General features: G+C 54.2%; 19 protein-coding genes, 4 tRNA genes, 1 other RNA gene and 1 pseudogene. 22 read left to right on the top strand and 3 right to left on the bottom strand.

Features of this window, described 5'->3' with window-relative positions; genetic code table 11:
* Positions 1-107 precede the first annotated feature (107 nt).
* From Q1K49_RS05515 to Q1K49_RS05505, 3 genes are all read left to right on the top strand, one after another.
* The gene (locus Q1K49_RS05515) at positions 108-2,216 is read left to right on the top strand and encodes a TRAP transporter permease (protein WP_300523732.1); all 2,109 of its coding nucleotides are present in this window, start codon (positions 108-110) and stop codon (positions 2,214-2,216) included.
* 101 nt (positions 2,217-2,317) lie between these two features.
* Positions 2,318-5,104: an isoleucine--tRNA ligase gene (ileS, locus tag Q1K49_RS05510; protein ID WP_300523708.1), complete on the top strand. Its 2,787-nt coding sequence runs from the start codon at positions 2,318-2,320 to the stop codon at positions 5,102-5,104.
* Positions 5,105-5,402: 298 nt separating this feature from the next.
* Positions 5,403-6,290, top strand: a complete 888-nt coding sequence (locus Q1K49_RS05505) for an RluA family pseudouridine synthase (RefSeq protein WP_300523706.1) — start codon at positions 5,403-5,405, stop codon at positions 6,288-6,290.
* Here Q1K49_RS05505 and Q1K49_RS05500 read toward each other — a convergent pair.
* Together Q1K49_RS05500 and Q1K49_RS14865 are read right to left on the bottom strand one after the other, a co-directional pair.
* The gene (locus tag Q1K49_RS05500; RefSeq protein WP_300523705.1) at positions 6,223-7,140 is read right to left on the bottom strand and encodes an NFACT family protein; all 918 of its coding nucleotides are present in this window, start codon (positions 7,138-7,140) and stop codon (positions 6,223-6,225) included. The genes Q1K49_RS05505 and Q1K49_RS05500 overlap by 68 nt on opposite strands.
* 318 nt (positions 7,141-7,458) lie before the next feature.
* Positions 7,459-7,929, bottom strand: a pseudogene (locus Q1K49_RS14865) (NFACT family protein); the annotation flags it as partial.
* A 417-nt stretch (positions 7,930-8,346) separates the two neighbouring features.
* On the opposite strand from Q1K49_RS14865, the gene Q1K49_RS05490 reads away from it, so the two are divergent.
* From Q1K49_RS05490 to Q1K49_RS05425, 14 genes are all read left to right on the top strand, one after another.
* Positions 8,347-8,421 (top strand) — tRNA-Ala (locus tag Q1K49_RS05490).
* A gap of 27 nt (positions 8,422-8,448) precedes the next feature.
* Positions 8,449-8,526 (top strand) — tRNA-Pro (locus Q1K49_RS05485).
* A 21-nt stretch (positions 8,527-8,547) separates the two neighbouring features.
* Positions 8,548-8,624, top strand: a tRNA-Gly gene (locus Q1K49_RS05480).
* Positions 8,625-8,847: 223 nt separating this feature from the next.
* A tRNA-Gly gene (locus Q1K49_RS05475) sits at positions 8,848-8,923 on the top strand.
* 280 nt (positions 8,924-9,203) lie between these two features.
* Positions 9,204-9,536 carry a cell envelope biogenesis protein TolA gene (locus tag Q1K49_RS05470; RefSeq protein WP_300523703.1) on the top strand — a complete coding sequence of 111 codons (333 nt, stop codon included), beginning with the start codon at positions 9,204-9,206 and terminating at the stop codon, positions 9,534-9,536.
* Positions 9,517-11,523, top strand: coding sequence for a V-type ATPase 116kDa subunit family protein (locus Q1K49_RS05465; protein ID WP_300523702.1), 2,007 nt, complete (start codon positions 9,517-9,519; stop codon positions 11,521-11,523). Before Q1K49_RS05470 ends, Q1K49_RS05465 begins: the two co-directional genes overlap by 20 nt.
* A gap of 56 nt (positions 11,524-11,579) precedes the next feature.
* Complete coding sequence (locus Q1K49_RS05460; protein ID WP_029166529.1) at positions 11,580-12,059, top strand: V-type ATP synthase subunit K; 480 nt, start codon at positions 11,580-11,582, stop codon at positions 12,057-12,059.
* Between the two features lie 19 nt (positions 12,060-12,078).
* Positions 12,079-12,660: a V-type ATP synthase subunit E family protein gene (locus Q1K49_RS05455; protein ID WP_300523699.1), complete on the top strand. Its 582-nt coding sequence runs from the start codon at positions 12,079-12,081 to the stop codon at positions 12,658-12,660.
* A gap of 17 nt (positions 12,661-12,677) precedes the next feature.
* Positions 12,678-13,694: a V-type ATPase subunit gene (locus Q1K49_RS05450; protein WP_300523698.1), complete on the top strand. Its 1,017-nt coding sequence runs from the start codon at positions 12,678-12,680 to the stop codon at positions 13,692-13,694.
* Positions 13,681-14,028: a V-type ATP synthase subunit F gene (locus Q1K49_RS05445; protein ID WP_300523694.1), complete on the top strand. Its 348-nt coding sequence runs from the start codon at positions 13,681-13,683 to the stop codon at positions 14,026-14,028. Before Q1K49_RS05450 ends, Q1K49_RS05445 begins: the two co-directional genes overlap by 14 nt.
* 224 nt (positions 14,029-14,252) lie before the next feature.
* Positions 14,253-16,046, top strand: coding sequence for a V-type ATP synthase subunit A (locus Q1K49_RS05440; RefSeq protein ID WP_300523691.1), 1,794 nt, complete (start codon positions 14,253-14,255; stop codon positions 16,044-16,046).
* Complete coding sequence (locus tag Q1K49_RS05435) at positions 16,036-17,454, top strand: V-type ATP synthase subunit B (RefSeq protein ID WP_300523689.1); 1,419 nt, start codon at positions 16,036-16,038, stop codon at positions 17,452-17,454. The genes Q1K49_RS05440 and Q1K49_RS05435 overlap by 11 nt, the downstream gene beginning before the upstream one ends.
* Positions 17,455-17,469: 15 nt before the next feature.
* Positions 17,470-18,096 (top strand): V-type ATP synthase subunit D, encoded by a 627-nt coding sequence (locus tag Q1K49_RS05430; protein WP_300523687.1) that lies wholly within the window; start codon positions 17,470-17,472, stop codon positions 18,094-18,096.
* Positions 18,097-18,140: 44 nt separating this feature from the next.
* Positions 18,141-18,665, top strand: a complete 525-nt coding sequence (locus Q1K49_RS05425; RefSeq protein WP_300523684.1) for a gamma carbonic anhydrase family protein — start codon at positions 18,141-18,143, stop codon at positions 18,663-18,665.
* On the opposite strand, the gene Q1K49_RS05420 is transcribed toward Q1K49_RS05425, so the two are convergent.
* Positions 18,647-19,450 (bottom strand): protein-glutamate O-methyltransferase CheR, encoded by an 804-nt coding sequence (locus tag Q1K49_RS05420; RefSeq protein ID WP_300523681.1) that lies wholly within the window; start codon positions 19,448-19,450, stop codon positions 18,647-18,649. The genes Q1K49_RS05425 and Q1K49_RS05420 overlap by 19 nt on opposite strands.
* A gap of 186 nt (positions 19,451-19,636) precedes the next feature.
* Here Q1K49_RS05420 and rnpB point away from each other — a divergent pair.
* From rnpB to Q1K49_RS05395, 5 genes are all read left to right on the top strand, one after another.
* An RNA gene (rnpB, locus tag Q1K49_RS05415) (RNase P RNA component class A) lies at positions 19,637-19,972 on the top strand.
* Positions 19,973-20,256: 284 nt separating this feature from the next.
* Positions 20,257-20,685 (top strand): division/cell wall cluster transcriptional repressor MraZ, encoded by a 429-nt coding sequence (mraZ, locus tag Q1K49_RS05410; protein WP_300523679.1) that lies wholly within the window; start codon positions 20,257-20,259, stop codon positions 20,683-20,685.
* Positions 20,685-21,581 (top strand): 16S rRNA (cytosine(1402)-N(4))-methyltransferase RsmH, encoded by an 897-nt coding sequence (gene rsmH / locus Q1K49_RS05405; RefSeq protein WP_300523676.1) that lies wholly within the window; start codon positions 20,685-20,687, stop codon positions 21,579-21,581. Before mraZ ends, rsmH begins: the two co-directional genes overlap by 1 nt.
* A gap of 17 nt (positions 21,582-21,598) precedes the next feature.
* Positions 21,599-22,003, top strand: a complete 405-nt coding sequence (locus Q1K49_RS05400; RefSeq protein ID WP_300523673.1) for a hypothetical protein — start codon at positions 21,599-21,601, stop codon at positions 22,001-22,003.
* A 35-nt stretch (positions 22,004-22,038) separates the two neighbouring features.
* Positions 22,039-23,715: a penicillin-binding protein 2 gene (locus tag Q1K49_RS05395; protein ID WP_300523729.1), complete on the top strand. Its 1,677-nt coding sequence runs from the start codon at positions 22,039-22,041 to the stop codon at positions 23,713-23,715.
* Positions 23,716-23,864: the final 149 nt, after the last annotated feature.

Below are 23,864 nucleotides of genomic sequence, written 5' to 3'. Positions count from 1 at the left end.
ACGGTGTGCCGTGTCGTGAGTTTGTCCAAAGGCGGCGATGGACCCGCTGAGGGGTTCTGGTCGAAACGGATTTGAAGGGAGCGGATGTTCACTTGCCGAGCGAAAAGATGCAGGAGGATCAGACCCCGGAAGTGCGCACGGAGATTGATCTCGACGAATTGCGAAGAAAATTCGACACGGAGGCGCGCTATCGTTCTCTTTCGGGATGGCAAGCCTTGCTTGTCACTGTCGTTTCCATCGGTCTTTCACTTTTTCACCTTTGGACGGCGGGAATGGGATTGATGCCCCAGACCATTCAGCTTTCCATTCACTTGGGGCTTATTCTTTTCATGGTGTTTCTCCTCTATCCGGGGCACAAAAAAGCATCTCGCGACCGTATTCCCTGGTACGATTTTCTTTTGGCACTCGCGGCAGCCTATGCGGTAATGTATCATGTCATCTACTACAATGAACTTGTCCTGCGGCCAGGGTTGCCCACCACCATGGATATCATCGTGGGCTTCACCGGCATAGCGCTTTTGCTGGAAGGGACCAGGCGTGTCTCCAATCCCGTGTTGCCCGTCATCGCCATCTTCTTCATCCTCTATTGCTACTACGGTCGATACTTCCCGTCGATCTTCGCGCATCGAGGCTATAACACGATGCGGATCATCAATCACATGTATCTCGGCACGGAGGGCGTCTTCGGAACGCCTCTCTATGTGTCGGCCACGTTCGTGTTCATGTTCATCCTCTTCGGTACCTTCCTGGAGCAAACGGGCATGGGACGTTTCATCATCGACCTTGCGATGGCACTGGCCGGACATTCCACAGGCGGCCCCGCCAAAGTGGCTGTTCTGAGTTCCGGACTGATGGGGTCCATCTCCGGATCTTCCGTGGCGAACGTGTGCACGACGGGGATGTTCACCATCCCACTTATGAAGAGCGTTGGTTATCGTCCTGCCTTTGCGGGAGCCGTGGAAGCGGTCGCTTCCACGGGGGGACAGATCATGCCTCCCGTGATGGGTGCCGCAGCATTCATCATGGCGACGATGATGGAAGTCCCTTATCTCGAAGTGGCCGCTGCGGCGGTTATCCCGGCCCTGCTGTACTATTTCGCCGTCATGGTCCAGGTGCATTTCGAAGCCACCCGGCTCGGGCTCAAAGGGCTGCCGAGAGAGCACCTTCCTTTGATCCTTCCCCTGCTCAAGTCCAAGGGGCACTTATTGATTCCCCTTTTCGGGATCATCTATTTCCTCATCGCCGGATATACGCCGCTGAAAGCGGCGTTTAACGGAATTCTGCTCACTATCGCCGTGTCGTATGTCAAAAGGGAAACACGCCTGACGCTGTCCAAACTGAAAGATGCCCTCGAAGGAGGAGCGCGTGGCGCCATGGGGGTGGCTTGTGCCTGTGGTACCGTGGGTATTGTGGTTGGTACCGCAACGTTGACAGGCTTGGGGCTATCCATCGCCAACGCCATCGTTCAGCTTGCGGGAGGCTACATGTTGCCGACGCTCATGTTGACCATGGTTGCCTGTATCCTTCTCGGCGCAGGGCTTCCTACCACGGCAAACTTCATCGTCACGAGTACCATGGCCGCACCTGCGCTTTTCAAACTCGGAGTGCCGCCCATGGCGACCTACATGTTCGTTCTCTATTTCGGAATTGCGGCGGACCTGAGCCCCCCGGTCGCCCTGGCGGCATATGCGGGCGCCGGTATTGCGGGAGCCGACCCGATGCGGACGGGGATGAACGCGGTGAAACTTGCTCTGGCAGGATTTCTCGTCCCCTACATTTATGTGTTTAATCCCATTCTCGTTCTTGTCGGGGTGGAGTCGAGGACAGCGCTCCTCGCCGTTCTGGTGGTGGTGATCTTCGGTATTGCATTCCTCGCACTCCGTAACCGGGAGAAAGCACCCAGAGTGCGTATCGCTTGGGGTGCCGCCGCGGCGCTCTCTCTTGCCGTACTGGCTTATCTCATCCACGGAGGGAGAATACCCCTCCAGTTCGTTCTCGCCATTGTCACGGCTCTCATCGGCGTATTTCTCCTCGGAATGAGTACGGTGGGGCACTACAAGGTTGCGATGCCTTCCTGGATGCGCGCATTGGCTCTGGGGGGCGCGCTCGGTCTTTTGGTTCCCGGAATTGTCTCGGATTTTGTTGGTATCCTTATTCTTGCGACGATTCATCTCCTTCAGACCGCTCGGGCAAGAAAAGGCGAGACGGAACACTAAAAAGCAAGGGAAACATGCTATAGTAGCGTGTGGAAGCAACTTTTGCCGCCTTCTGCGTTGCCGGAAGGCGGCATCCCGTATTCTCTTGAGGAGGTTTTTACATGTCACAGAACTTCAAGGACTCGTTACATCTTCCGAAGACCGATTTTCCCATGAAGGCGAATCTCGCGAAACGGGAGCCTGAATTCCTTTCCTTTTGGAAGGAGCGGGATATTTACGGAAAACTCATGCAAGAACGGGAGCACGCCCCTCTTTTCGTGCTTCATGACGGACCTCCCTATGCGAACGGCAACATTCATATCGGAACAGCCTTCAACAAAATCCTGAAGGATCTCATTCCCAAATACAAATGGATGCGCGGCTTTCGAGCACCCTATGTTCCCGGGTGGGACACCCACGGGCTTCCCATCGAGTTGCGGGTTCTGAAGGACGAGGGACTTTCGAAGGACGACGTCTCTCCGGCAGAGCTGCGGACTCGTTGCACCGCCTACGCGATGAAGTACTTGGACGTCCAGCGCAACGAGTTCAAGCGTCTGGGTGTTCTGGGTGACTGGGACGCTCCTTACGTCACGTTCGAGCCCGAATATGAGGCATCGCAATTAGGTGTCTTCGCCGAAATGGTCGATAAAGGGTTGGTCTACAAGGGCCATAAACCCGTCTTTTGGTGCGTGGATTGTCAGACCGCTCTTGCGGCGGCGGAGATCGAATACGAGGACGAGGTGTCCCCGTCCATCTTTGTGGCGTATCCTTTGAAGGATGTGGCGACGCGGTTCGATGTATTGGGGGGAAAGGACGTGTCCGTGGTGATCTGGACGACGACCCCCTGGACATTGCCCGCGAGCATGGCTGTGGCATTGCATCCCGAATACACCTACGTGTTCGCTCCCGCTGAGGATAGTCGAGTCTTTCTGCTCGCCAAGGAGCTCGTGCCCCAGTTCGTGACGGCGACGAAACTCTCGTTGCAGGACCCCCTGCTCACGTGTACCGGGAAGGAACTCGAAGGACTTTTCGCCGAACATCCTTTCTACGGCGAACGTTCCGTCCCCCTCGTTCTGGCCGATTACGTTCTCCTTGATCAGGGAACGGGCTGTGTACACACTGCTCCGGGACACGGCGTGGAGGACTTTGAAACAGGTATCCGATATGGACTGGAAATTTTCAATCCTGTGGATGACCGAGGCTTTTTCCTCGAAGGGACGCCTCTCGTTGGTGGACTCTCCCTCGAAAAGGGAGCGGAGCGGGTTCTGGGGGTGCTCAGGGGCAATGGACGGCTCCTCGGTGTCGGCAAGGTGAAGCACTCCTATCCTCATTGCTGGCGGTGCAAGAATCCGGTCATTTTCCGTTCCACGAAGCAGTGGTTCGTCTCGGTGGCGGCCTTCAAGGAGGCGACTCTGGAGGAGATCGCACATGTTCGGTGGGTGCCCGCCTGGGGTGAGGAGCGTATCACCAATATGGTCCGCGATCGTTCTGATTGGTGCATCAGCAGGCAGCGCATCTGGGGTGTGCCCATCCCCGCGTTCGTCTGCGAGGAGTGCGGCCAGCTGGTGGTCTCTCCGGACAGGGTCCGCAGGGTTCAGGAAAAAGTCCGTCTCATGGGAAGCAATATCTGGTGGGAAAACTCTCCCGAGGAACTCGTGGGCGATCTCGCCGTTTGCCCTTCCTGCGAAAGTAGGAAGCTTCGGAAGGAAACAGACATCATGGATGTATGGTTCGACTCCGGTGTCAGCCATCGAGCCGTTTTGGAGACGCGCCCTGAGCTCCAGTGGCCCGCGGATCTCTATCTCGAGGGAAGTGATCAGCACCGGGGCTGGTTTCAGACGTCACTCCTCACTTCCGTGGCGACGAGAGGAAAGGCGCCGTACAGATCCGTTCTGACCCACGGTTTCATCGTGGACGGGGAGGGGCGAAAAATGTCCAAATCCTTGGGCAACGTCATCTTCCCTCAGGAGGTCATCGACGCCTACGGTGCGGATGTGTTGCGTCTCTGGGTCGCTTCCACAGATTATCGTAATGATGTGCGCATTTCTCAGAAGATCATCGATAACCTGGTGGAGTCTTACAGAAGAATCCGAAATACTGCGAGATTTCTCCTTGGCAATCTCAACGGGTTTGATCCGAAGAAACACATGGTACCCATGGAAAAGCTCGTTGTCATGGACCGTTGGATTCTTTCCCGCCTCCAGCAGGTGATCCGGAAGGCCACAGAGGGGTTCGAAAACTATGAGTTCCATATTCCTACCTATGTGATTCATCAGTTCTGCGTGAACGAGGTGAGTTCTCTCTTTCTTGACGTGAGCAAAGATCGCCTCTATGCGGATCGAGAAGATGATCTCGGGAGGCGGAGCTGTCAAACCGCTCTCTGGGAATTGCTTCGGGGGCTCACGCGACTTGTCGCGCCCATCCTGAGCTTCACCGCCGAAGAAATTTGGCAGTCCATGCGGCGATTGGATCCGGATCTTGAAGAAAGTGTCTTCCTCGCTTCCTGGCCGGAGGAAAGTGCGTCCTTGCAGGACGAGGCACTTCAATCGGAATGGGATGAAATCCTCTCCGTTCGCGCCGCCGTTGTCCGTGCCTTGGAGCGAGCACGCAGTGCGGGTGCCATCGGACATTCACTGGATGCGGCGGTACGAATTTCCCCATCGGAGGCGGGGAAAACGATTCCCCACGGAAACGAGGAGGAATTCTGGAACACACTCTGCATCGTCTCCGCGTTTTCGTGCGTTAAGGATCTTCCCGAGGATGCATTCCTCGACGAGGAGACGGGGATCCGTGTCTCTGTGGTGCGAGCCAAAGGAGAGAAATGTCCACGCTGCTGGAAATACGCCGTTCCTACAGACGACCGTGGACTTTGTTCCCGATGCGCTTCTGTCCTCGACAGCGGAAACTGAAACGATTGACAAAAGTGGATTTGGATCAAATTCTCCGGCGCATCCCGACGACGGTTCCCTCTTTCTGTGAATACGTCGTCGGGATGTGTTCTGTTCAAGACGAGGGTGTGATCAAATGACGATGCGACAAAACGGAGAACTGTCGCATTGTGGCAATGCAGAGGTTGAGTCTTCTGTTGGGGCTGAGGCAGCCCTACAAGGTCCTCTGATTCATGAAAGTGCAAGGTTTGAGCCTCACGAACTCCTTGAGGACGAGGGAGACTCGCTCGTCGTTTTTTGCGTCGACGACTCCTTGTCTTTGCTCAGGCTGGATGCTCTGGTAGCACAGGAACTCGGCATTTCCAGAGCGTACGCGACAAAACTCATCCGCAAGGGTGCGGTCAGCCTTGATCCGCCGATGAATGCGATGAAGCCCTCCATCAAATGTTCTCCTGAAACATACGTGCGAGTTCGGCTGCCCAAGCCGGAAGAAATGGATATTGAACCGGAGGATGTTCCTTTCGATGTGCTTTACGAAGATCCTGATTTTCTGGTGATCGACAAACCTTCGGGTATTGTCGTGCATCCTGCGCCGGGAAACTGGACGGGAACGCTCGTGCACGGCCTGTTGTTCCGCTATGGGGATTTCGGGAAACTGAGCGGTGCGCGCCGCCCAGGTATTGTCCATCGCCTCGACGCGGGAACCTCGGGTCTCATGGTGATCGCGAGAAATCAGTGGGCTCACGAAAGGCTTTCTCTGGCGTTCAAGAAGCGTTTTGTGGGCAAGGACTATCTTGCGCTCGTGTGGAGAACCGTTCCCTGGGAGATCCGGGAAGTACATCTTCCCATAGGGCGTGACCCCTGCAACAGAGTGCGTATGTCCGTACACCCCGAGGGAAGAGAAGCACATACCACGTTTCGCGTACTTCGCCGCTTTCGCAAGGCCACATTGCTTGCCTGTCGCCTATACACGGGGAGAACACATCAGATCAGGGTTCATGCATCGGCGATCGGGCACCCTCTGGTTGGAGATACTCTTTACGGATCGGGATACCCACTGCTTCCAGAAGTGGAACGAATTTTTCTTCACGCGTGGAAATTGCGGTTTCCTCATCCGAGAACGTGGGAAGAAATTGGATTCAGGAGTTGTCTTCCTCAAGAGCTCGTTGCAATGCTTCGAGTTTTTGACGCCACGATCCGGGGGTGACGCGCAATGTTCTGAACGCCTCGTAGCGAACGTGGGAAGGTCCTTTACCCGGGATGTGGCGGACGTGTTTTTTCTCCGTGTAGTCCACGAGAACCGAACTGTTGCGGGCGGCTTTCCCGTAGTGGGCAGCCAGGGTTGCGGCACAAAGAAGAAAGTCCTCCCGCTTTTCCTCCCGTAGATTTTCCACCTTCGCCACAACATGGGCACCCGGCACTCCCTGGGCGTGAAACCAGAGATCGTCTGCACCGGCAATCTGAAATGTCACGTAGCGATTTCCCTTCACATTGAGACCGACGAAAATCATTCCTCCGGGGAACGAGAAGACCAGATGCGGTGGCGGAGCGGGAAGCCGTTTCTTCCGTCGTTTCGGGTCCTGAGGTGTCCCGTGTTTTTCCACGAACAACGATTCTTGGAGAAGGTGCAGTTCTCTTACATCATCAAGGGCGAACAGGACGGATTCCTGTTCGATCACCTCTTCAAGGGCCTGAGAGAGAGTTTCGGCGCGTGTTTCCAGGATTGCGCCGTAATTCTTCCATTTTTTGTAAATCTTGAAATAGTTCTGCGCGTTATCCGAGATCGAACGCTCCGGATTCAGCGGAATTTCAACGATCCTTCCGGGGTTCTCCCAGGATGTGAGTCGTACGACAGAGGCACCTGGAGGGATGGTTTTTCCGTGGGCGAGTAGGAGCTCCCCCTTTTCTCGGAACTCCTCTGCGGCGAGAAACCGCCGTTGTTGTTCCGCGACACCCTCAAGCTCTTTCTCAATGCGGGCTTTTTGCTTCGACAGTTCTCCCGCGAGATTTGCACGATATCGGTTGAGGTATCTGGCGAGAAGGCGTGCTCCCGTCACGTCCCAGGTCGCTTCCAGTCCGCTTTTGCGAGGAAGTGGAACACTTTCGGGGAGAGGCCCGGGAAAAACTGTCAGGTAATCCCCGAGAAAGCAGGGTTCCCATTCTGCTATATTCTGAGCGAGATAACGCAAGTGTTCCAGCTCGATCACGCCGGCGGAGGGAGCCCGGTGGCGCCAGAGATGCGTGAGGAGAGGTTTTCCAAATCCACGGAGATTCAGGAAGTTTTCTCTCGTGGCGTGTTTTTCTCCGGAAAGAAGATCCGCAAGGCTCGTCCCTTTCCACGGAGGCGGGCAGGTATATGGATGCCCAGGAATGAGCGTCCTGTAACGGTTGATTTCCGGATGTACGTGTTTTGCACATTCCAGGATGAGGGCCTCCCCGTCGGTGAGGATCAGGTTACTGTATCGCTCGGTTGCTTCAAAAAACAGTTTCCTCTGAGAGAGGAATCCCGAACCTACAGTGCGCTGAAAAGTCAGGGCGAGGATTCTGTCTTCCTGGATCTGTTCCGTGAGTACAAGGATACTTCCCTGAAGGTGTGCCTTCGTAGCAGCGATCAACGGATGCCGCCCCTTGTCGCCGCAGAGGAGATCGCCGATTTGTTTTTCCGTGACGGAAGAACATCCGTATGCGGAAGGATCCCAGGAAAAAAGGAGCCCTTCTTTTCCGTCGGAAAAATGAAGTGACAGCCATGTGGTGCCACCGTCCACCTTTCGCACACGTCCGGAGCGCCGAAAGGTTCTGTTGCATTCCCAAACCCACTTGCGAACGAGTTCCGATCCGAGAGACATGTCTTGATCCTCCGAATGAACAGTGATTTGATCCCTGAGGGGGAAGACGAAGATACACAGAGTCTAACAGGAGCAATTTCTCGACAAGGTCGAATGAAGATATTTTTATTTTAGCACAATGCTTATTATTAAAATATTATTTATCAAAAATAGTGACTGCTCGGGTTTTGCGCGACGTAGTTGGTTTTTTATTTTCGCCCTCTCGTTGTCGTTATCCTCACTTTTTTCGAACACAATGTCGCACAATACCATGTGAGGCCTGGGGGGAAGCCCGAAGGATCGAAGAGCATCACGCCCTGTCATCTTAGCTCAGGAGACGGGAAAAAGTCACGAATGGAGTCACGATACGGGCAGAAGACGAACTCAAACTTGACAAGGCGGAACAGCCTTACTACAATGGTCGCCGTCACCCAAGACGGGGCTGTAGCGCAGAGGGAGCGCGATTCCTTCGCAAGGAATAGGTCGGGGGTTCGAGTCCCCCCAGCTCCACCATTTTTCTTTAAGGCTTTTGGCGAAGAGCGGGGCGTAGCGCAGTCTGGTTAGCGCACCTGCTTTGGGAGCAGGGAGTCGAAGGTTCGAATCCTTTCGCCCCGACCAACAGAAAGGGTTAGGAAACAAGCGGGAATAGCTCAGCTGGCTAGAGCGATGGCCTTCCAAGCCGTAGGTCGCGGGTTCGAATCCCGTTTCCCGCTCCAGTTCTGTTTTTTGGAAGTAATTATGATTATAGAAAATAAATTTATCAAATGTTGTTGAGGTGTCGTGAGCGTTCGGTCTTTCGATGGGTGAGATTCTGTTGAATCTTGAGCATTTGCGGTCGGAGGAGAATAAGCCGGAAAAGTCATGATGCGATTTTTGGACAGTTGTTGCCAAATCTCTTTGTCCAATATATAATCAATTCTATGCTGCAGTGCATTCAGTGCGGAAATAGCTCAGTTGGTAGAGCATCAGCTTCCCAAGCTGAGGGTCGCGGGTTCGAGTCCCGTTTTCCGCTCCATTTTTGTGCTTTTATTGAAAGGAGGCCGGACGGCCTCCTTTTATGCTATAAATGGCTCAGGTCAGCGCTCTTTGTTTCCTTTTCCCTCACAAGCGAAAGAAAAACGTGAGGGTCATCAGAATATCCTTCCTCCGGCTTTTTCATTTGGGCAGAAAGATTGTTACGTTTGACACAATTTGCAGGCACGTCATACAATACCGAAGGCACATGCAATTCCCCGGAGTTCGTATTACTGAGGACGTGCGCTCAGGAACTGTGCAAGGAAGGGGGTGGAGTCGGCATGGTACAGGATATCGCTGAAGAAATTCGCGCCGTAGAAGAAAACGCTCGCCAAACTGTTCAGAATGCACGTGTCGAGGGAGCTCGTCTCATTGCTGCGGCTCAGAATGAGATGGACATTCGCTTGAAGGAGACAAAACAGAAAACCACCCGTTTCTTCAAGGAAAACGTCGAGAAATTTGAGGCTGCGGCGGAGGAGAAGGCGCGGGAGATTGTACATCGAGGAAAAGAAGATGCAAATGTTTTTGCCTCGGGGGTGGAGAAACGCGTTAAGGATGTGGCGCAATGGATCGCGGAAGAGGTGATGACGAGATATGGCAGTGGAAAAGGTTAAAAAACTGAGCATTGTCATCCATCGTTCCGCAGAGGAGCGTGTGCTGGACCTCATTCAATCTCTCGGATGCTGCGAACTCATCGAGAGTTCCGGTAGCGAAAGAGTGGAGGCGCAGAGTACGTTGCGCCGTCTTCAGGATGTGGACGACGCATTGGCAGATGTGCGCTTTGTTCTTCGGTTTCTGGAACCTCATTTTTCCGATCCGGAGAGTGCTTTGGCTCGTGCGTTGGGGAAGAGGCCAAGCGTCCATCTTGAGGAACTTGAAACCCTCCTCGGAGAACGAGGTGTGAGGAATCTTGCCGGAGTTTTCCGGGATCGGGAACGGCGCCTTTCCGAAATCCGGTCCGAAGTAGGACGTTGCACAGGGCTTCTCAAGCTGTTGGAGAAGTTGCACGGGTTTCCCTACAGTCTTTCAATTTTGACTCGGGGAACCGAGAGCGTTCGAGGTATGCTCGGTTCTTTGCCGAAGGACTCTATCGACGCGTTTCAGTCGGATATTGCGGAAGAGACGGGATCACTCGGAGAAGTACTTGTCTTCGGTGGCGGTGAAAAAAAGGACAAGGATGCCTTGGTCGCTCTCTTTTTCCCGGCGGATTCTGCAAAAAAGGTTGAAGAGACTCTTGGTGCCTTTGCTTTTTCCAGGATCGAATTGCCTGCAGAGCTTTCCGACTCCGTGGAAAATGAACAACAGCGTCTCGCGGCTCTTCTTGAAGACCTTGGCGCGGAGGAACGAGCGTTGTTGCACATGACCGACACCGATGCGGAAGAACTTGTTCCGGATATGCGAAAATTATTGGATTACCTCACCGTCCTGCGCTCTCGGCTTGACACCTTGGTTCGGGGGGAACGGACGGAACAAGTGGTCATCTCCAAGGTCTGGTGCCCTGAAAGTCGGGTTCCCGACGTGAAGAAAGTACTGTTTCCATTTGAGACGGAAATGGAACTCCTCACGGAAGATCCCGGTCCTTTCGATTCGCCCCCGACGGTGCTTTCAAATCCCGGTTGGGTCCATCCCTTCGAGCCTCTCACCAAGCTTTACGGAGCTCCTTCCTATGGTGGTGTCGATCCCACGACGTTCATGGCTCCGTTCTTTTTCGTGTTCTTCGGTATGTGTCTCGGAGACGGCGGATACGGGCTCATCATGGCGGGGCTTCTCCTTTATGCGTTGCGGAAATTTCCGATCACGGGGGAAACGAAAAAGTTCTTCGTTCTTCTTTTCCTGGGAGGGATTTCCACCGTGTTTGTGGGCATGCTCACGGGAACGTGGATGGGAAACATGATCGACGCCTTTCCCTTTCTTTCGGCGTTAAAACCGCTGAAGGACAAGATGATGGTGCTCGATCCCATGAACGATCCGATCACGTTTCTTGGCATTTCTCTCGCGTTGGGAGTCGTCCAGATCCTTTTCGGCCTCTGCATCGCTTTGGCGGAAAATCTCCGTAAGGGGGAGTACCTCGCCGGGGTGGGAGATCAGGGCGGATGGCTGCTGCTCCTGATGGGGCTTCTCCTTCTCGGTGCTGGAACTCAGGACCTCCTTTCACCGGCGCTTGTTTCGCTAGCCAAGGGAATGGCTCTGCTCGGTGCGTTGATTCTCGTGGTGACGCAGGGGCGAGAGAAGCCCGGAGTGGCGGGTAAGGCTATTTCAGGCATGCTCAGCCTGTACAACGTGACGTCCTATCTTGGGGACATTCTCAGCTATAGTCGCCTTTTGGCGCTCGGATTGGCCTCTGCTGCCATTGCGATGATCGTGAACATGCTCGCGACGCTTGTGTGGGACATCCCCTATGTGGGTTGGGCGCTTGCACTGTTGATCTTTTTTGGAGGGCACGCCTTCAGCCTGGCGGTAAACATTTTGGGTGCCTTTATTCACTCGCTGCGTCTCCAGTATGTGGAATTTTTCAGCAAATTCTTCAGCGCCGGTGGGAGAGCCATCAATCCGTTGCGCTACGAGACTCGCTATGTTTCCATCTGCAAGGATCCGGAATAACCAAACGAATCGTTTATCCCATTCTTGAGTGAAATCCGAAGGGAGTGTGTTCCACGATGGAGAATATCATGGGAACCATGTTGGCTTTGCTGGGTGCCGCGTTGGCCGCGGGGTTCGCGGGTTCCGGGTCCGCTATCGGTGTCGGTATCGCCGGAGAATCCGGAGCCGGGGTCATGACAGAGGATCCGGGAAAATTCGGTTTGGTCCTTCTTCTCCAGGCATTGCCCGGTACGCAGGGAATCTACGGGCTTCTGACGGCCTTTTTCGTCATTCTCAAGGTCGGCTTGCTCGGCGGAGAGCCGGTTACCGTCGGCCTGTGGCAGGGGGTTGGAATTCTTTTCGCCTGTCTTCCCATTGCTGTTGCCGGCTATTTTTCGGCAATCGCCCAGGGGAAGACGTCCGCGTCCTGTATTCAAATGATCGCAAAACGTCCTGAGGAAACTGGCAAGGCCGTCATTCTTCCCGCCATGGTGGAAACCTACGCAGTGCTCGCTCTCCTCATGAGCATCATTCTTTTGAACAGCATCAAACTGTAGGCGTAAAAGGGTGGGCGTAATGGCTCTTGCGGATATCAAGAAGAAAATAGAAGGAGAAGCCCAGCGGGAAGCGGAAGAGATTCTTGAGAGGGCGGAAGAGAAAAAACGTCAGATTGCTCTCAAGACACAGGAAGAGATCGACCGTTTGGAACGTGCTTCGGCGGAACGTCTGAAGAAAGAGGAGAAGGAGATCCTTCGTCGTAGGGAGATCGTGGCTGATCTGGATGTAAAGAAGATTGATCTGGGTATGCGCCGCTCTCTTATTGAAAAAACCTACGATGAAGCCTTGCGTGCCCTAGCTGCTGTTCCCAAGGGGAGATACGTTGCTTTCATGACATCTCTTCTGGAGAGTGCCCAGCCTGAGGAAAAGGATGTCCTTCTTCTGGCAACGGAGGAGCGCCATCTCGATCAGGCGTGGCTGGACGCGTTCAACCAGAAAAAAGGCATGTCCGTAGCGTTGGGAGATGTGCGTGTTGCTGCCCGTGGAGGATTTGTGCTGCAGCGGGGGAAGGTGGACATCAACTGTACGTTGGAGATGTTGGTGCGATCTGTCCAGGAAGAGATTGAGGCCGACGTGGTACAGCGCCTCTTTCCCTCCTGACGCGAGGAGGTGGACGCATGGCCCGGGCAGGGAGATACGAATATACCATAGCTCGCCTGCGGGCGATGGAACGCCGACTCGTCGAGGAAAGCACCTTGCTGCGCATTCTTGACGCGGAGGATCTTGCTTCCGCGCTCAAGATGCTCTCTGAAACGGGATACGCCTCATGGTTGCCGGAAATGAAAAGTGATGTCGATTTCGACAGTCTCATCGAGAAAGAACTGCTCTTCATCTACGACCAGCTTCGCCAGTTCGTTCCCGATAAAGAGCTGCTGCTTCTTTTTCGGCTTCCCTACGACTTCCACAACGTAAAAGTCGTTCTTAAAAGTCTTTTCCGACAACGGAGGGGGCAGCCTCGACGATGGGATCTGCTGACCTCATTGGGAAGTATCCCTGGGGATGATCTCGTCACCGCAATAGAAAGCGAGGATTACCGCACTCTCCCCTTCGGGCTGGCTCAGCTCCTGCCGGGGTGTGTCGCCCATTGGGAACAGACACAGGACCTTTTGGAAATCGAACGGCGACTTGACCGACAGCTCTTCAAGGTTATGGATGAACAGGTTGGAAAGCTTGAACTTGTTGGCGTGGCAGCGTGGTTCAAAGGGCGTGTGGATGCGGAAAATCTCCGGACCATCCTCCGCCTTCGGCGTTTTGGTTTCGACCAGTCCTTGGTGGAGCAGTTTGTGCATGATGGAGGTGCAATTTCTCGGGAGCGCGTTCTCAGTCTCTATGCAGAACCTTTCGAAGGATGGGGAAGGTCCGTTGCCTATGCGGATGTGAGTCGCGTTTTTCGGGAGATTGAAAACTTTGAAGACCCGGGAACCTTTCTTGTGGAATTGGAAAAGGGTTTGGATGAGTTCATCACGTGGCTTCTCGGGAAGAGTGCCTACCTTCCCTTTGCCCCGGAAAACGTACTCCGCTATCTTTGGCTCAAGGAGATGGAAACGCGCAACTTGCGTATTCTTCTCGTCTCCAAGGCGAGCGGAATGGACAGGGATGTGGTGAGGGGGTTGATGCGCCGTGACGTCGCGTAAAAACCAAACGACGGAACAGCGTATGGCGGCGGTGGGTGATTACGAGACGGTGCTGCCCTTTCAGGCGGTAGGTGTGGAACCCTTCATCCCCGGAAACGAGGTGACGGAGATCAGGCAGGTTCTGCAGCGTCTTGCCGCAACGCATGCCGTGGTGTTTCTCATGGAACGTTGGTTTGAAGAACTGAGAGAACTTGTGGACGAACTGAACGACACTTTGCCCGTAAGCATCATTCCGATCCCGGATCAACGAGGCTCCTGGGGTGTTGGTGTCCGCAACATCAAAAAGAGCGTGGAACAGGCCGTGGGAATGGATATCTTTTCGGTTCAATCCTGAGGAAGCTCTGAATAAAGACCTTCCGCGCTTTCCCTTGATTCGGGTCGCATCAGGATCTGTAAGGCGCCCTGCGGGGCTGACGCAGCCTTATTCAGAGGTTCCCTGAAATGCCTGTTTGCCTTTCGGGCAAGAACGAAAGAACAGAAATGATGACTCTGAACGATTCGAGCGGAGGTCGCCGAAGGGCGCAGCCGAGAAGATCGTTCATTTGGAGGGGATAACCGGTGGCCCAGGAAAAGACGATAGCGGGTAAGATTGCGAAGATTTCAGGCCCTCTCGTTGTTGCCGAGGGGATGTCCGGGGCGTGCATGTACGATGTGGTCCGGGTGGGAGATCTCGGTCTCGTCGGAGAGATCATCGAAATCAAGGGAGATACGGCTTCCATCCAGGTCTATGAGGAAACCTCCGGTGTTATGCCCGGAGAACGGGTTGTCAGCACCGGAGAACCTCTGAGTGTCGAATTGGGGCCCGGGATGATCGAGCAGTTCTATGACGGTGTACAACGTCCCCTCATGCTTATCGAAGATGCCGCGAAAAGCCCGTACATCTCCAGGGGTATTGCCGTTCCCGCAGTTCCGAGGAACAGAAAGTGGGAATTCGTTCCCTCGGTGCAGGAAGGCGATGCCGTTGCCCAGGGGGATGTCCTGGGGATTGTCCAGGAAACAGTTCTTGTGGAACATCGGATCCTTGTCCCTCTGGGAGTCCAGGGAACGGTGAAGAAGATCTTCTCCGGCCAGAAAACCGTGGAAGAGCCCGTTGTCCTGATCGCCGAGGGAGAGAAGATCCATGAGATTCGCATGCTCCAGCGCTGGCCCGTTCGCAAACCTCGTCCCGTGGCGAAGCGCCTTCCTCCGGAGGTGCCTTTGACGACCGGGCAGCGTGTCGTGGACATGTTTTTCCTTTTGGCAAGAGGCGGAACCGCCTGCGTTCCCGGACCGTTCGGCTCGGGAAAGACCGTGATTCAGCACCAGCTGGCAAAGTGGGCCGATGCCGAAATCGTTGTCTACATCGGTTGCGGCGAGCGGGGAAACGAGATGACCGACGTGCTCCTTGAATTTCCGGAACTGGAAGACCCTCGTTCCGGGCATCCTCTGATGAAGCGCACGGTACTCATCGCCAACACATCGAACATGCCCGTGGCGGCCCGAGAGGCGAGTATCTATACGGGAATCACGATTGCGGAGTATTTTCGCGACATGGGATATTCTGTCGCGCTCATGGCGGATTCGACCAGTCGCTGGGCGGAAGCTCTCCGGGAAATCTCCGGGCGACTCGAGGAAATGCCCGGGGAGGAGGGATATCCCGCCTATCTGGGGACGCGTCTGGCCTCCTTCTATGAGCGTGCGGGACGGTGCATCTGTCATGGCTCCGACGGGAGAGAAGGTGCCGTCAGCGTCATCGGAGCCGTCTCGCCTCCTGGTGGCGACCTTTCGGAACCGGTGACGCAGAACACCCTCCGAGTGACCAAGGTCTTTTGGGGGCTCGACGCGGCTCTTGCGTACCAGCGACATTTTCCAGCGATTAACTGGCTCACAAGCTATTCTCTCTACGCGGACACGCTGGGGGCTTACTGGGACGCCATTTACGACGAGGAATGGAGCGTGTTTCGTACCGAGGCAATGTCTCTTCTGGAGGACGAGGACAAGCTTCGGGAGATCGTTCGCCTTGTGGGCATCGACTCCCTCTCGAAGGAGGAGCGCATGGTCCTCGAAACGGCAAAGTCCATTCGAGAGGATTTTCTGCACCAGAATGCTTTTCACGAGATCGATACCTACGCCTCCATGGACAAGCAGTTCAAAATGCTCCGCAACATCCTGGAGTTTCACCACATGAGCATGGAAGCGCTTTCCCGAGGGGCTCTTTTGAAGACGATCCTTGAACTTCCTGTGCGGGAGAGTATTGCACGCATGCGCTATGTGGAAGAGAAGAATATGCAGATACTCGACGCGCTGCTGAAAGAAATGAGCGATCAGATCGGCGAAGTCATGCCCGAGGGTGGTGAGACCGATGTTGCCTAAGGAATACCGTACCGTCACGAATCTTTCCGGACCGCTCATGGTTGTCGAGAAAGTCAACCAGGTTCGTTACGATGAACTTGTGGAAATCGAACTCAGCGGGGGAGAACGCCGCCGGGGGCGCGTCTTGGAGATCACGACGGACAAGGCTCTTGTGCAGGTTTTCGAGGGGACGACGGGAATTGATCTTGAGGAGACGAAGGTCCGTTTTCTTGGAAAGGTTCTGACCCTTCCTGTCTCCGAACAGATGCTCGGACGCGTTTTCAACGGACGAGGGGAACCCATCGACGGAGGGGCCCAGATCATCCCCAAGAAGCGTTTGGATATCAACGGTTATCCCATGAACCCCTATTCCAGGGACTATCCGTCCGAATTCATCCAGACAGGGATCTCCACCATCGACGGCATGAATCCCATCGTGCGTGGTCAGAAACTGCCCATTTTCTCCGGGAGTGGACTCCCGCACAATCGCATCGCCGCTCAGGTCGCACGCCAGTCTACGGTCATCAGTGGCCACGAGGCTTTTGCCGTTGTTTTTGTCGCCATGGGTATTACCTTCGAAGAAGCGTCCTTTTTTATGGAGGACTTTCGTCGTACCGGTGCCATTGAACGGACCGTCTTGTTCATTAACCTTGCCGACGACCCCGCCATCGAACGTCTCACCACGCCGGGGCTCGGGCTCACCTGCGCGGAATATTTGGCGTTCGAGCGGGATATGCACGTGCTGGTCATTCTCACGGACATGACCAATTACTGCGAGGCTCTTCGGGAAATTTCCGCTGCGCGAAAGGAAGTTCCGGGCCGCCGGGGTTACCCGGGATACTTGTATACCGACTTGGCGACGCTCTATGAACGGGCCGGGCGTCTGCGCGGAAAAAGCGGCTCCATCACCCAGTTCCCGATTCTCACAATGCCCGAGGACGACAAGACTCATCCGATTCCGGATCTTACGGGGTACATCACCGAGGGACAGATCATCCTCAGCAGAGGACTCCATCGCAAGGGCATTTATCCTCCCGTGGATGTCATGCCTTCTCTTTCCCGACTCAAGGACAAAGGAATCGGGAAGGGCAAGACCAGAGAGGACCACGCGGACCTCATGAACCAGCTCTTTGCTGCCTATGCGCGAGGAAAGGAAGCTAAGGAACTCGCGGTGATCCTCGGCGAAGGAGCTCTTACCGAGGAAGACAAAGCCTTCGCCAAATTTGCTGACGAATTTGAGAATCGCTACGTTCGCCAGGGTGAATACGAGAATCGGACTGTGGAGGAAACGCTCGAACTCGGTTGGAATTTGCTTGCGATCATTCCGGTGAAAGAACTGAAGCGTGTGCGTGACGCCTATATCGAGAAATACCTCAAGCCGCGACTCGTCAAGGAGGAAGAGGCCGTAACCGAGACGGCTGCGGTTTAGGCAGGAGGTCGTGTCATGGCAAAGCAACTGACCGTCAATCCGAATAGGATGGAGCTCTCCCGCCTCAAAAAACGTCTCGTTGTGGCGAAGCGGGGGCACAAACTGCTGAAGGACAAGCAGGATGCGCTCATCAAGGAATTTCTGAAACGGGCACGGGAAGTCAAAGACATGCGCGAACGTGCGGAAGAAGAGCTTCTGGCCTGTTACCGGAATTTCCTCTTGGCCAGAGCCCAGACACTTCCCGTTATGCTGGAACAGGCGCTGCTCATTTCCGGTTCCGTGTGCACCCTGACACGAACGGAGCGGAACGTGATGAGCGTGCTCATACCGGAGTACACGGTGCACCAGGAAGGCAATGTTTTCAATTATGGGCTCGCCACCTCCACGGGAAGCCTGGACGTGGCATTGGAGCGTTTTTCCCGCCTCATTCCAAAATTGATCGCGTTGGCCGCCGAGGAAAAGGCTCTCCAGCTCATGGCCAAGGAAATCGAACGGACGCGTCGTCGTGTCAATGCTCTGGAACATGTGTTGATTCCCTCTTTTGTGGAGACGATCCGGTTCATCACTATGAAGCTGGACGAACAGGAGAGGGCGAATCTAAGCCGCCTCATGCGAATCAAGGAGATCGTTCGGTCTCATTGATAGCGGAAAGACAAAAAAGTGCAGCACGAGGGAGGAGTACCATCGTGAATGGAGAAGGACCGCTTTTTTCCTATGGCGGCCTGTTTCCCAAGACGGAGGAGGCGGCGTTCATTGCCGCCTCCTCCGTTCTCGTGGGAGATGTCCGTGTCGGCAAGGATGCAAGCGTGTGGTTCGCTTCGGTATTACGAGGCGACATCAATTTCATCGAAGTTGGAGATTCTTCCAATGTGCAGGACGGGTGTCTTCTGCACGTTACCAGGGAATTGCCTGTCCTGGTGGGGAAGCGGGTCACTCTGGGACATGGAGTGATCCTGCATGGTTGCCGAATCGAAGACGATTGTCTCATCGGTATGGGCGCCACAGTGCTCGACGGAGCGGTCGTCGGGGAGGGAAGCATCATCGCCGCGAGAGCACTTGTCCCCGAAGGAAAGATTGTCCCTCCGGGATCGCTCGTCATGGGAATTCCCGGCAAGACGGTGCGATCGCTTGTGCCCGAAGAGATCCTCCATATCCGGGAACATGCCGAGACCTACGTGACGCTCGCACGAAGCTATTTGGGACGGCGATAGAGAAACGGCCCCGCAGATTCGAACCCGAGACGTCGGTATTCGAAAATTTGTTCGGTGGAGCCGACCATGAGATATCCTCCGGGACGAAGGGCGTGGAAGAATTTCTCATAGAGCTTCAGCTTTGTCTCCGGCGAGAAATAGATCACGACATTGCGACAAAGAATAATGTCCATTCCCTCTTCGAATTTGTCCTCAATGAGATTCTCCCGGACAAATTGCACGCGCTCCTTGACGGAAGGCTTGATCCTGAAGGTTTCCGCATCCACCGGAAAAAAGTGGCGCTCCAACCATGCGGGAGGCACGCTGACGAGCTGCCGCTTATGATAGAGCCCCTCTTCCGCTTTTTTCAACGCTCCCGCGTCGATATCGGATGCCTTGACCTTTGGAGGAATGACAAGTCCACATTCGAGGGAAAGGATGCCGAGAGAATAAGGTTCTTCTCCCGTTGCGGCTCCGGCGCTCCAGATGCGCAGCTTTTTGTCGTTGCGTTCGCGTAATAACGCGGGAATGATCTGGTCCTTGAGTTCCCACCATCTGTTCGGGTTTCTGAAAAATTCCGAGACGTTGATCGTCAGGTAGTCGAGGAATTCGCGGAGCTTGTCTCCGTTTTGAGAAAGTGTTTTGAAAAACATGTCGTAATCGGTGATTCCCCATCGTTGCATCAGCATATGGACACGGCGATGGATCTGGAATTTGTACGAGTCTAGATCGATGCCGGTCAGTTCTCTGACCTTCCTCTTGAAGACATCGTATTCCGGCGGAGCGGGGTACGTTTTTTCGATCACAGAGAGACCTCCTCCCGTGGAATAGGGAACAAAAAATATTCGAATGTCGTCATGTCTTGATGGAGTAAAAGAACCGGGTCGGTGGTGTTGCCTCGGGTTCAACACAACTACCATGAAACGGGAAAAAGAGCAATATGCGGAAGAATTCGCTTTCAATGCAGGAGCTGCTATACTACTTCCCGCGGGAGAGTATCTCAGGCAACCGCTGCTCGCTTTTCGCGAGGAGAGGAAAGTCCGGGCTCCACAGGGCAGGGCGCTGGATAACGTCCAGTGGGTGTGAACCCAAGGAAAGTGCCACAGAAACATACCGCCTTTCGAGGTAAGGGTGAAAAGGTGGGGTAAGAGCCCACCAGCCGCCAGGTGACTGGCGGGCTAGGCAAACCCCGCCCGGAGCAAGACCGAATAGGGGGGGATGAGGCGGCCCGCTGACTCCCGGGTACGGTCGCTTGAGGCATAGCGCGAGCTATTGCCCTAGATAAATGGTTGCCCACGACAAAACCCGGCTTACGCGATGCTCTCCCGCTCCTTTCGGCTTCGATGCTTCACAGTGTAGTTCAAGAATCTCCTCCCGTCATGGCACAGATATAGAAAGAAACACGACCGTGCACCCCTTTCCTCAGGTGACTGAGGAAGTGCACGGTTTTTTGTTGTTGTGTCTCGTCAGACTCCTATTGAAGTGTTCTTTTTGATCCGTTCGTCGCAGAATTTTTCAGGAAAAAATAGTTCCTGAGACTCATTCCTCTTGCGCAAAGCGTGATAGAGTGGGTCGTAGTGGAGCAGAGTGGTATAAATTGGGAGGAATTCCCATGTTTGTGGGGACGTATGAGCATCGCCTCGACGAGAAAGGCCGAATCGTTCTCCCTTCCCGGTTTCGCCAGGGCTTGGGACGTGATGTCGTTGCCAGTGTCGGCATGCAGCGTTGCGTTTCCATCTATCCCCAGACAGGTTGGGAGTCCCTTCTCGAAAAATTAGATGCGTTGCCTCTTCCAAGGGCTCAGCTCAAGGATTTCATGCGGGTTCTCTTTGCAACGGCCAACGAAATTCAACTTGACGGTGCGGGCCGAATGATCATTTCCCCATTTCTTCGCGAACATGCTGCGTTGAATCAAGAGCTTTGCATCATCGGCAACGGTGATCACGTGGAAATATGGGATCGTGAACGTTGGACGAGCCATCAGGAAAAAGTCCTGGCTGAAGATTTCTCCGCCATTGCCAGAGAACTTGGAGGGCTCTGATGCATCACATCCCGGTGCTTCTCGGAAGAGTCATGGAAATGTTGGAAGAGTGCGCCTGTTGTGGAAATGTCGTGGATGCGACTCTTGGGTTGGGAGGATATGCGGAACGAATTCTTTCCGCCCGAAAAGGGATTCGTCTGCTCGGTATCGATCAGGATGAAGAGGCGTTGCAATTTGCCAGGGAAAGGCTGGCGCCTTTTGGAGAACGATTTGTCGCAGTCCAGGGCAATTTTCGCAATTTGGAGACTCTGGTTCGTGACCAGGGCTTTGCTCCGGTAAAGGCAATTCTTTTTGACCTTGGGGTATCGAATTTTCAACTTTCGGAGCCTCGACGTGGGTTTTCGTTTCAGAACGAAGGCCCCCTCGACATGCGGATGGGGCCGGATGAGACGTCATTGACCGCTGAGGAAGTTCTGAATACGGCGCCCTGTGGCGAATTGACGCGTATTTTTCGCGAGTATGGAGAAGAACGCCACGCTTACTTCATGGCAAAGCTCATTTGTGCGGCAAGGGAACGAAGCGGTGGGTTGCGCACCACGACGGATGTTGTGGAAGTGCTTCGAAGAGGTTTGCCGGCACCAATGCAGCGAAAAATGGGAGGGCATCCTGCGCGGAAGCTTTTTCAAGCGCTTCGGATTCATGTCAACGACGAGTTGGGGGCGCTGAATGCGGCTCTGGAGCAGTGTCCTCGCATCGTGACTGGAGGATCTGCCGTCGTTTTTGTGAGTTATCACTCTCTTGAGGATCGCCTCGTTAAACAGGCTTTTCGCAAGTGGGAGGCTGATGGTTTCGGGAAGAGATGGAATCGAAAGCTTCTCGTTGCCGATGACGAGGAAATCGTTGCGAACTACAAGGCAAGGAGTGCCAAACTGAGAGGGTTCATCTTTTCCGCGTAGAGGAAGGAGGGTGAGGCATGGCAGTTTCCGATCGGATCGGAGGCAACGTTCGTGTTGCGCCGTTTTGTGCAATTGCCTGTGTCATCCTTGGTGTTTTCTTCCTGGGATTGGGTGGTCTCCGTCTCTATAGCCTGAGTCTTGAAAACCACCTGTCTCAACTCTCCCAGAGAACGGAAAAAGCTTCAGAAGAGCTTGCCTATCTTCAAATGCAACTTGCCTCACTCGTCTCCCCTCAGAAAATCTACGGAACCGCTCGAACGGCGCTCGGAATGGTTCCGCCTTCCTATCTTGCTCTTGTTCGGATTCCTTCTGGTCTATCCTCAGGTTCGTCGGGGCGACAGCCTCTTGTTGCGTCCGAGGGTGAGCGACATGCTCAAAAGAGTGGTTTTCTTTGGGGAACGCCTGCAAATGCCCGCGAATGACATCCGGTTCCTGGGGTGAGATCCGCTTGTTCAGAGTGTTGCGGAATCCGTGGCTTTGGATTGTCTCAGCTCTTTTTTTCCTCGCCGGGCGTACCGTAGAGATTCAGTTATTTCCTGATCCCAGGGTTGTGGCACAGGCAAAAAAACAATACTGGGCGCAAGTGACGGTGAGTACAAGTAGAGGTACCATCTTTGACCGAAATGGTATTCCACTGGCGATTTCCATTCCGAGCATCAGTTTCTTCGTTGACCCTCAGGAATGGAAAGCCGAGTCGGCGCAGCAGTTGAAAGGAAAATTCGAGGAAAGCACGATACGGAAACTCGCGGGGCCTCTTCGAGGGCGGTTCCATTGGGTGGCGCGAAAAATCGACGGAGTTCGTGGTGAAGAGTTGAAACAACTCAAGCTGGAAGGTCTTTTCACCATGAAGGAGCAGAAAAGGATCTATCCGCACGGTTCTTCTCTGTCCCATATTCTGGGGTATTGCGATATTGACGACAATGGGCTTTCCGGTATTGAGCGCGCGTGGGACAGGGTTCTTTTTTCTCCGCCCCAAGTGCGGGTCGTCGTAAGAACTGCAGGAGGAGAAACGCTGGATCTTCTGTCGCCTCTTGCAGAAATTACCGCTCCAAAGGCAGGCAAAGTAATTCTCACGGTAGACGCGAGAATCCAACATATCATGGAGGAAACCGTCGAAAAAGCAGCCGTGAGAGAGAACGTTTCCTGGGCGGCGGCGGTCTGTCTCGATCCTAACTCGGGTGCTGTCAAAGGTATGGTGAGCTGGCCTTCTTTCGACGCCAACAGAAGGGAAACGCTTGAGATTTCCGAGGCGAAACGGAACAATGTCATCGGCCGCGTCTACGAACCGGGATCGACGCTCAAACCTGTAATAATGGGGATTGCCCTTGAGCACGGTTACGTTTCCAAAGGAGAAATCTTTCATAATTGTCCAGGCAGAATCAAGGTTGCGGATACGACTATTCGTGAAGTTCAGGGACGAGCCCACGGTACGCAGACGCTCACGGATGTTCTTGTCAATTCGAGCAATGTCGGTATGGCTATGATCGGTATGCGTTTCCGTTCGCAGCAGATGTACGAGACCCTTACACAGTGGGGTTTTGGAAGACGGACAAACATTGAACTTCCTGGAGAGGAAGAAGGGCTTGTGTACACCCCTGAACGTTGGTACGGGGCGATCCCATCCAATATAGCCATCGGCCAGGGAATTGCCGTCACCCCGCTTCAACTGGCTACCGCCATCAGCGCCATCGTAAATGGAGGAACACTGCTTCAGCCCTATCTCGTGCAAGAAGCGACTGATGGATCGGGAAAAAAAATCTATGAAGGACGCAGAACTCCCCGGGGACAGGTGTTGAGCGACGAAACGGCTGCATGGTTGCGAAATGCCATGCGAGAAGTCATTCTTCGCGGGACTGGAAAACGTGCAAATGTGCAGGGTGTCTCCGTCTCCGGAAAGACGGGTACTGCCCAGATTGCAGAAAAGGGCAAGTACTTGGAACATCGATATGTAGCTTCTTTCGTCGGTTTCTGGCCCTCTGACAAGCCGGAGAATGTCTTGTTGGTCATTTTGGGAGAACCCAAAGCCGGAAAGGACATGGGCGGGCTTATTGCAGCTCCGCTCTTTAAAGAGATCGTTGAGGCGATGCTTCTTCTGGATGCCGAGATGGTTACCCCGATAAGTGAAAATCGATGAGCACACATCGTCAATGCAGGAAGCGAGTATAGCACAATAAAAAATAAGGGATATTTTTTTAAAGATGAGAGAACGGTGGAGGATGGTGTCGTGAAGTACTCTTTGTTGTGTCGGGAACTCGAGAGCAAAGGGATACGCATTGGTACCCT

Origin of the sequence: Aminiphilus sp. (assembly GCF_029975095.1) — a bacterium.
Lineage (GTDB): Bacteria > Synergistota > Synergistia > Synergistales > Aminiphilaceae > Aminiphilus.
This window is presented reverse-complemented; position numbering and strand designations above follow the sequence as displayed.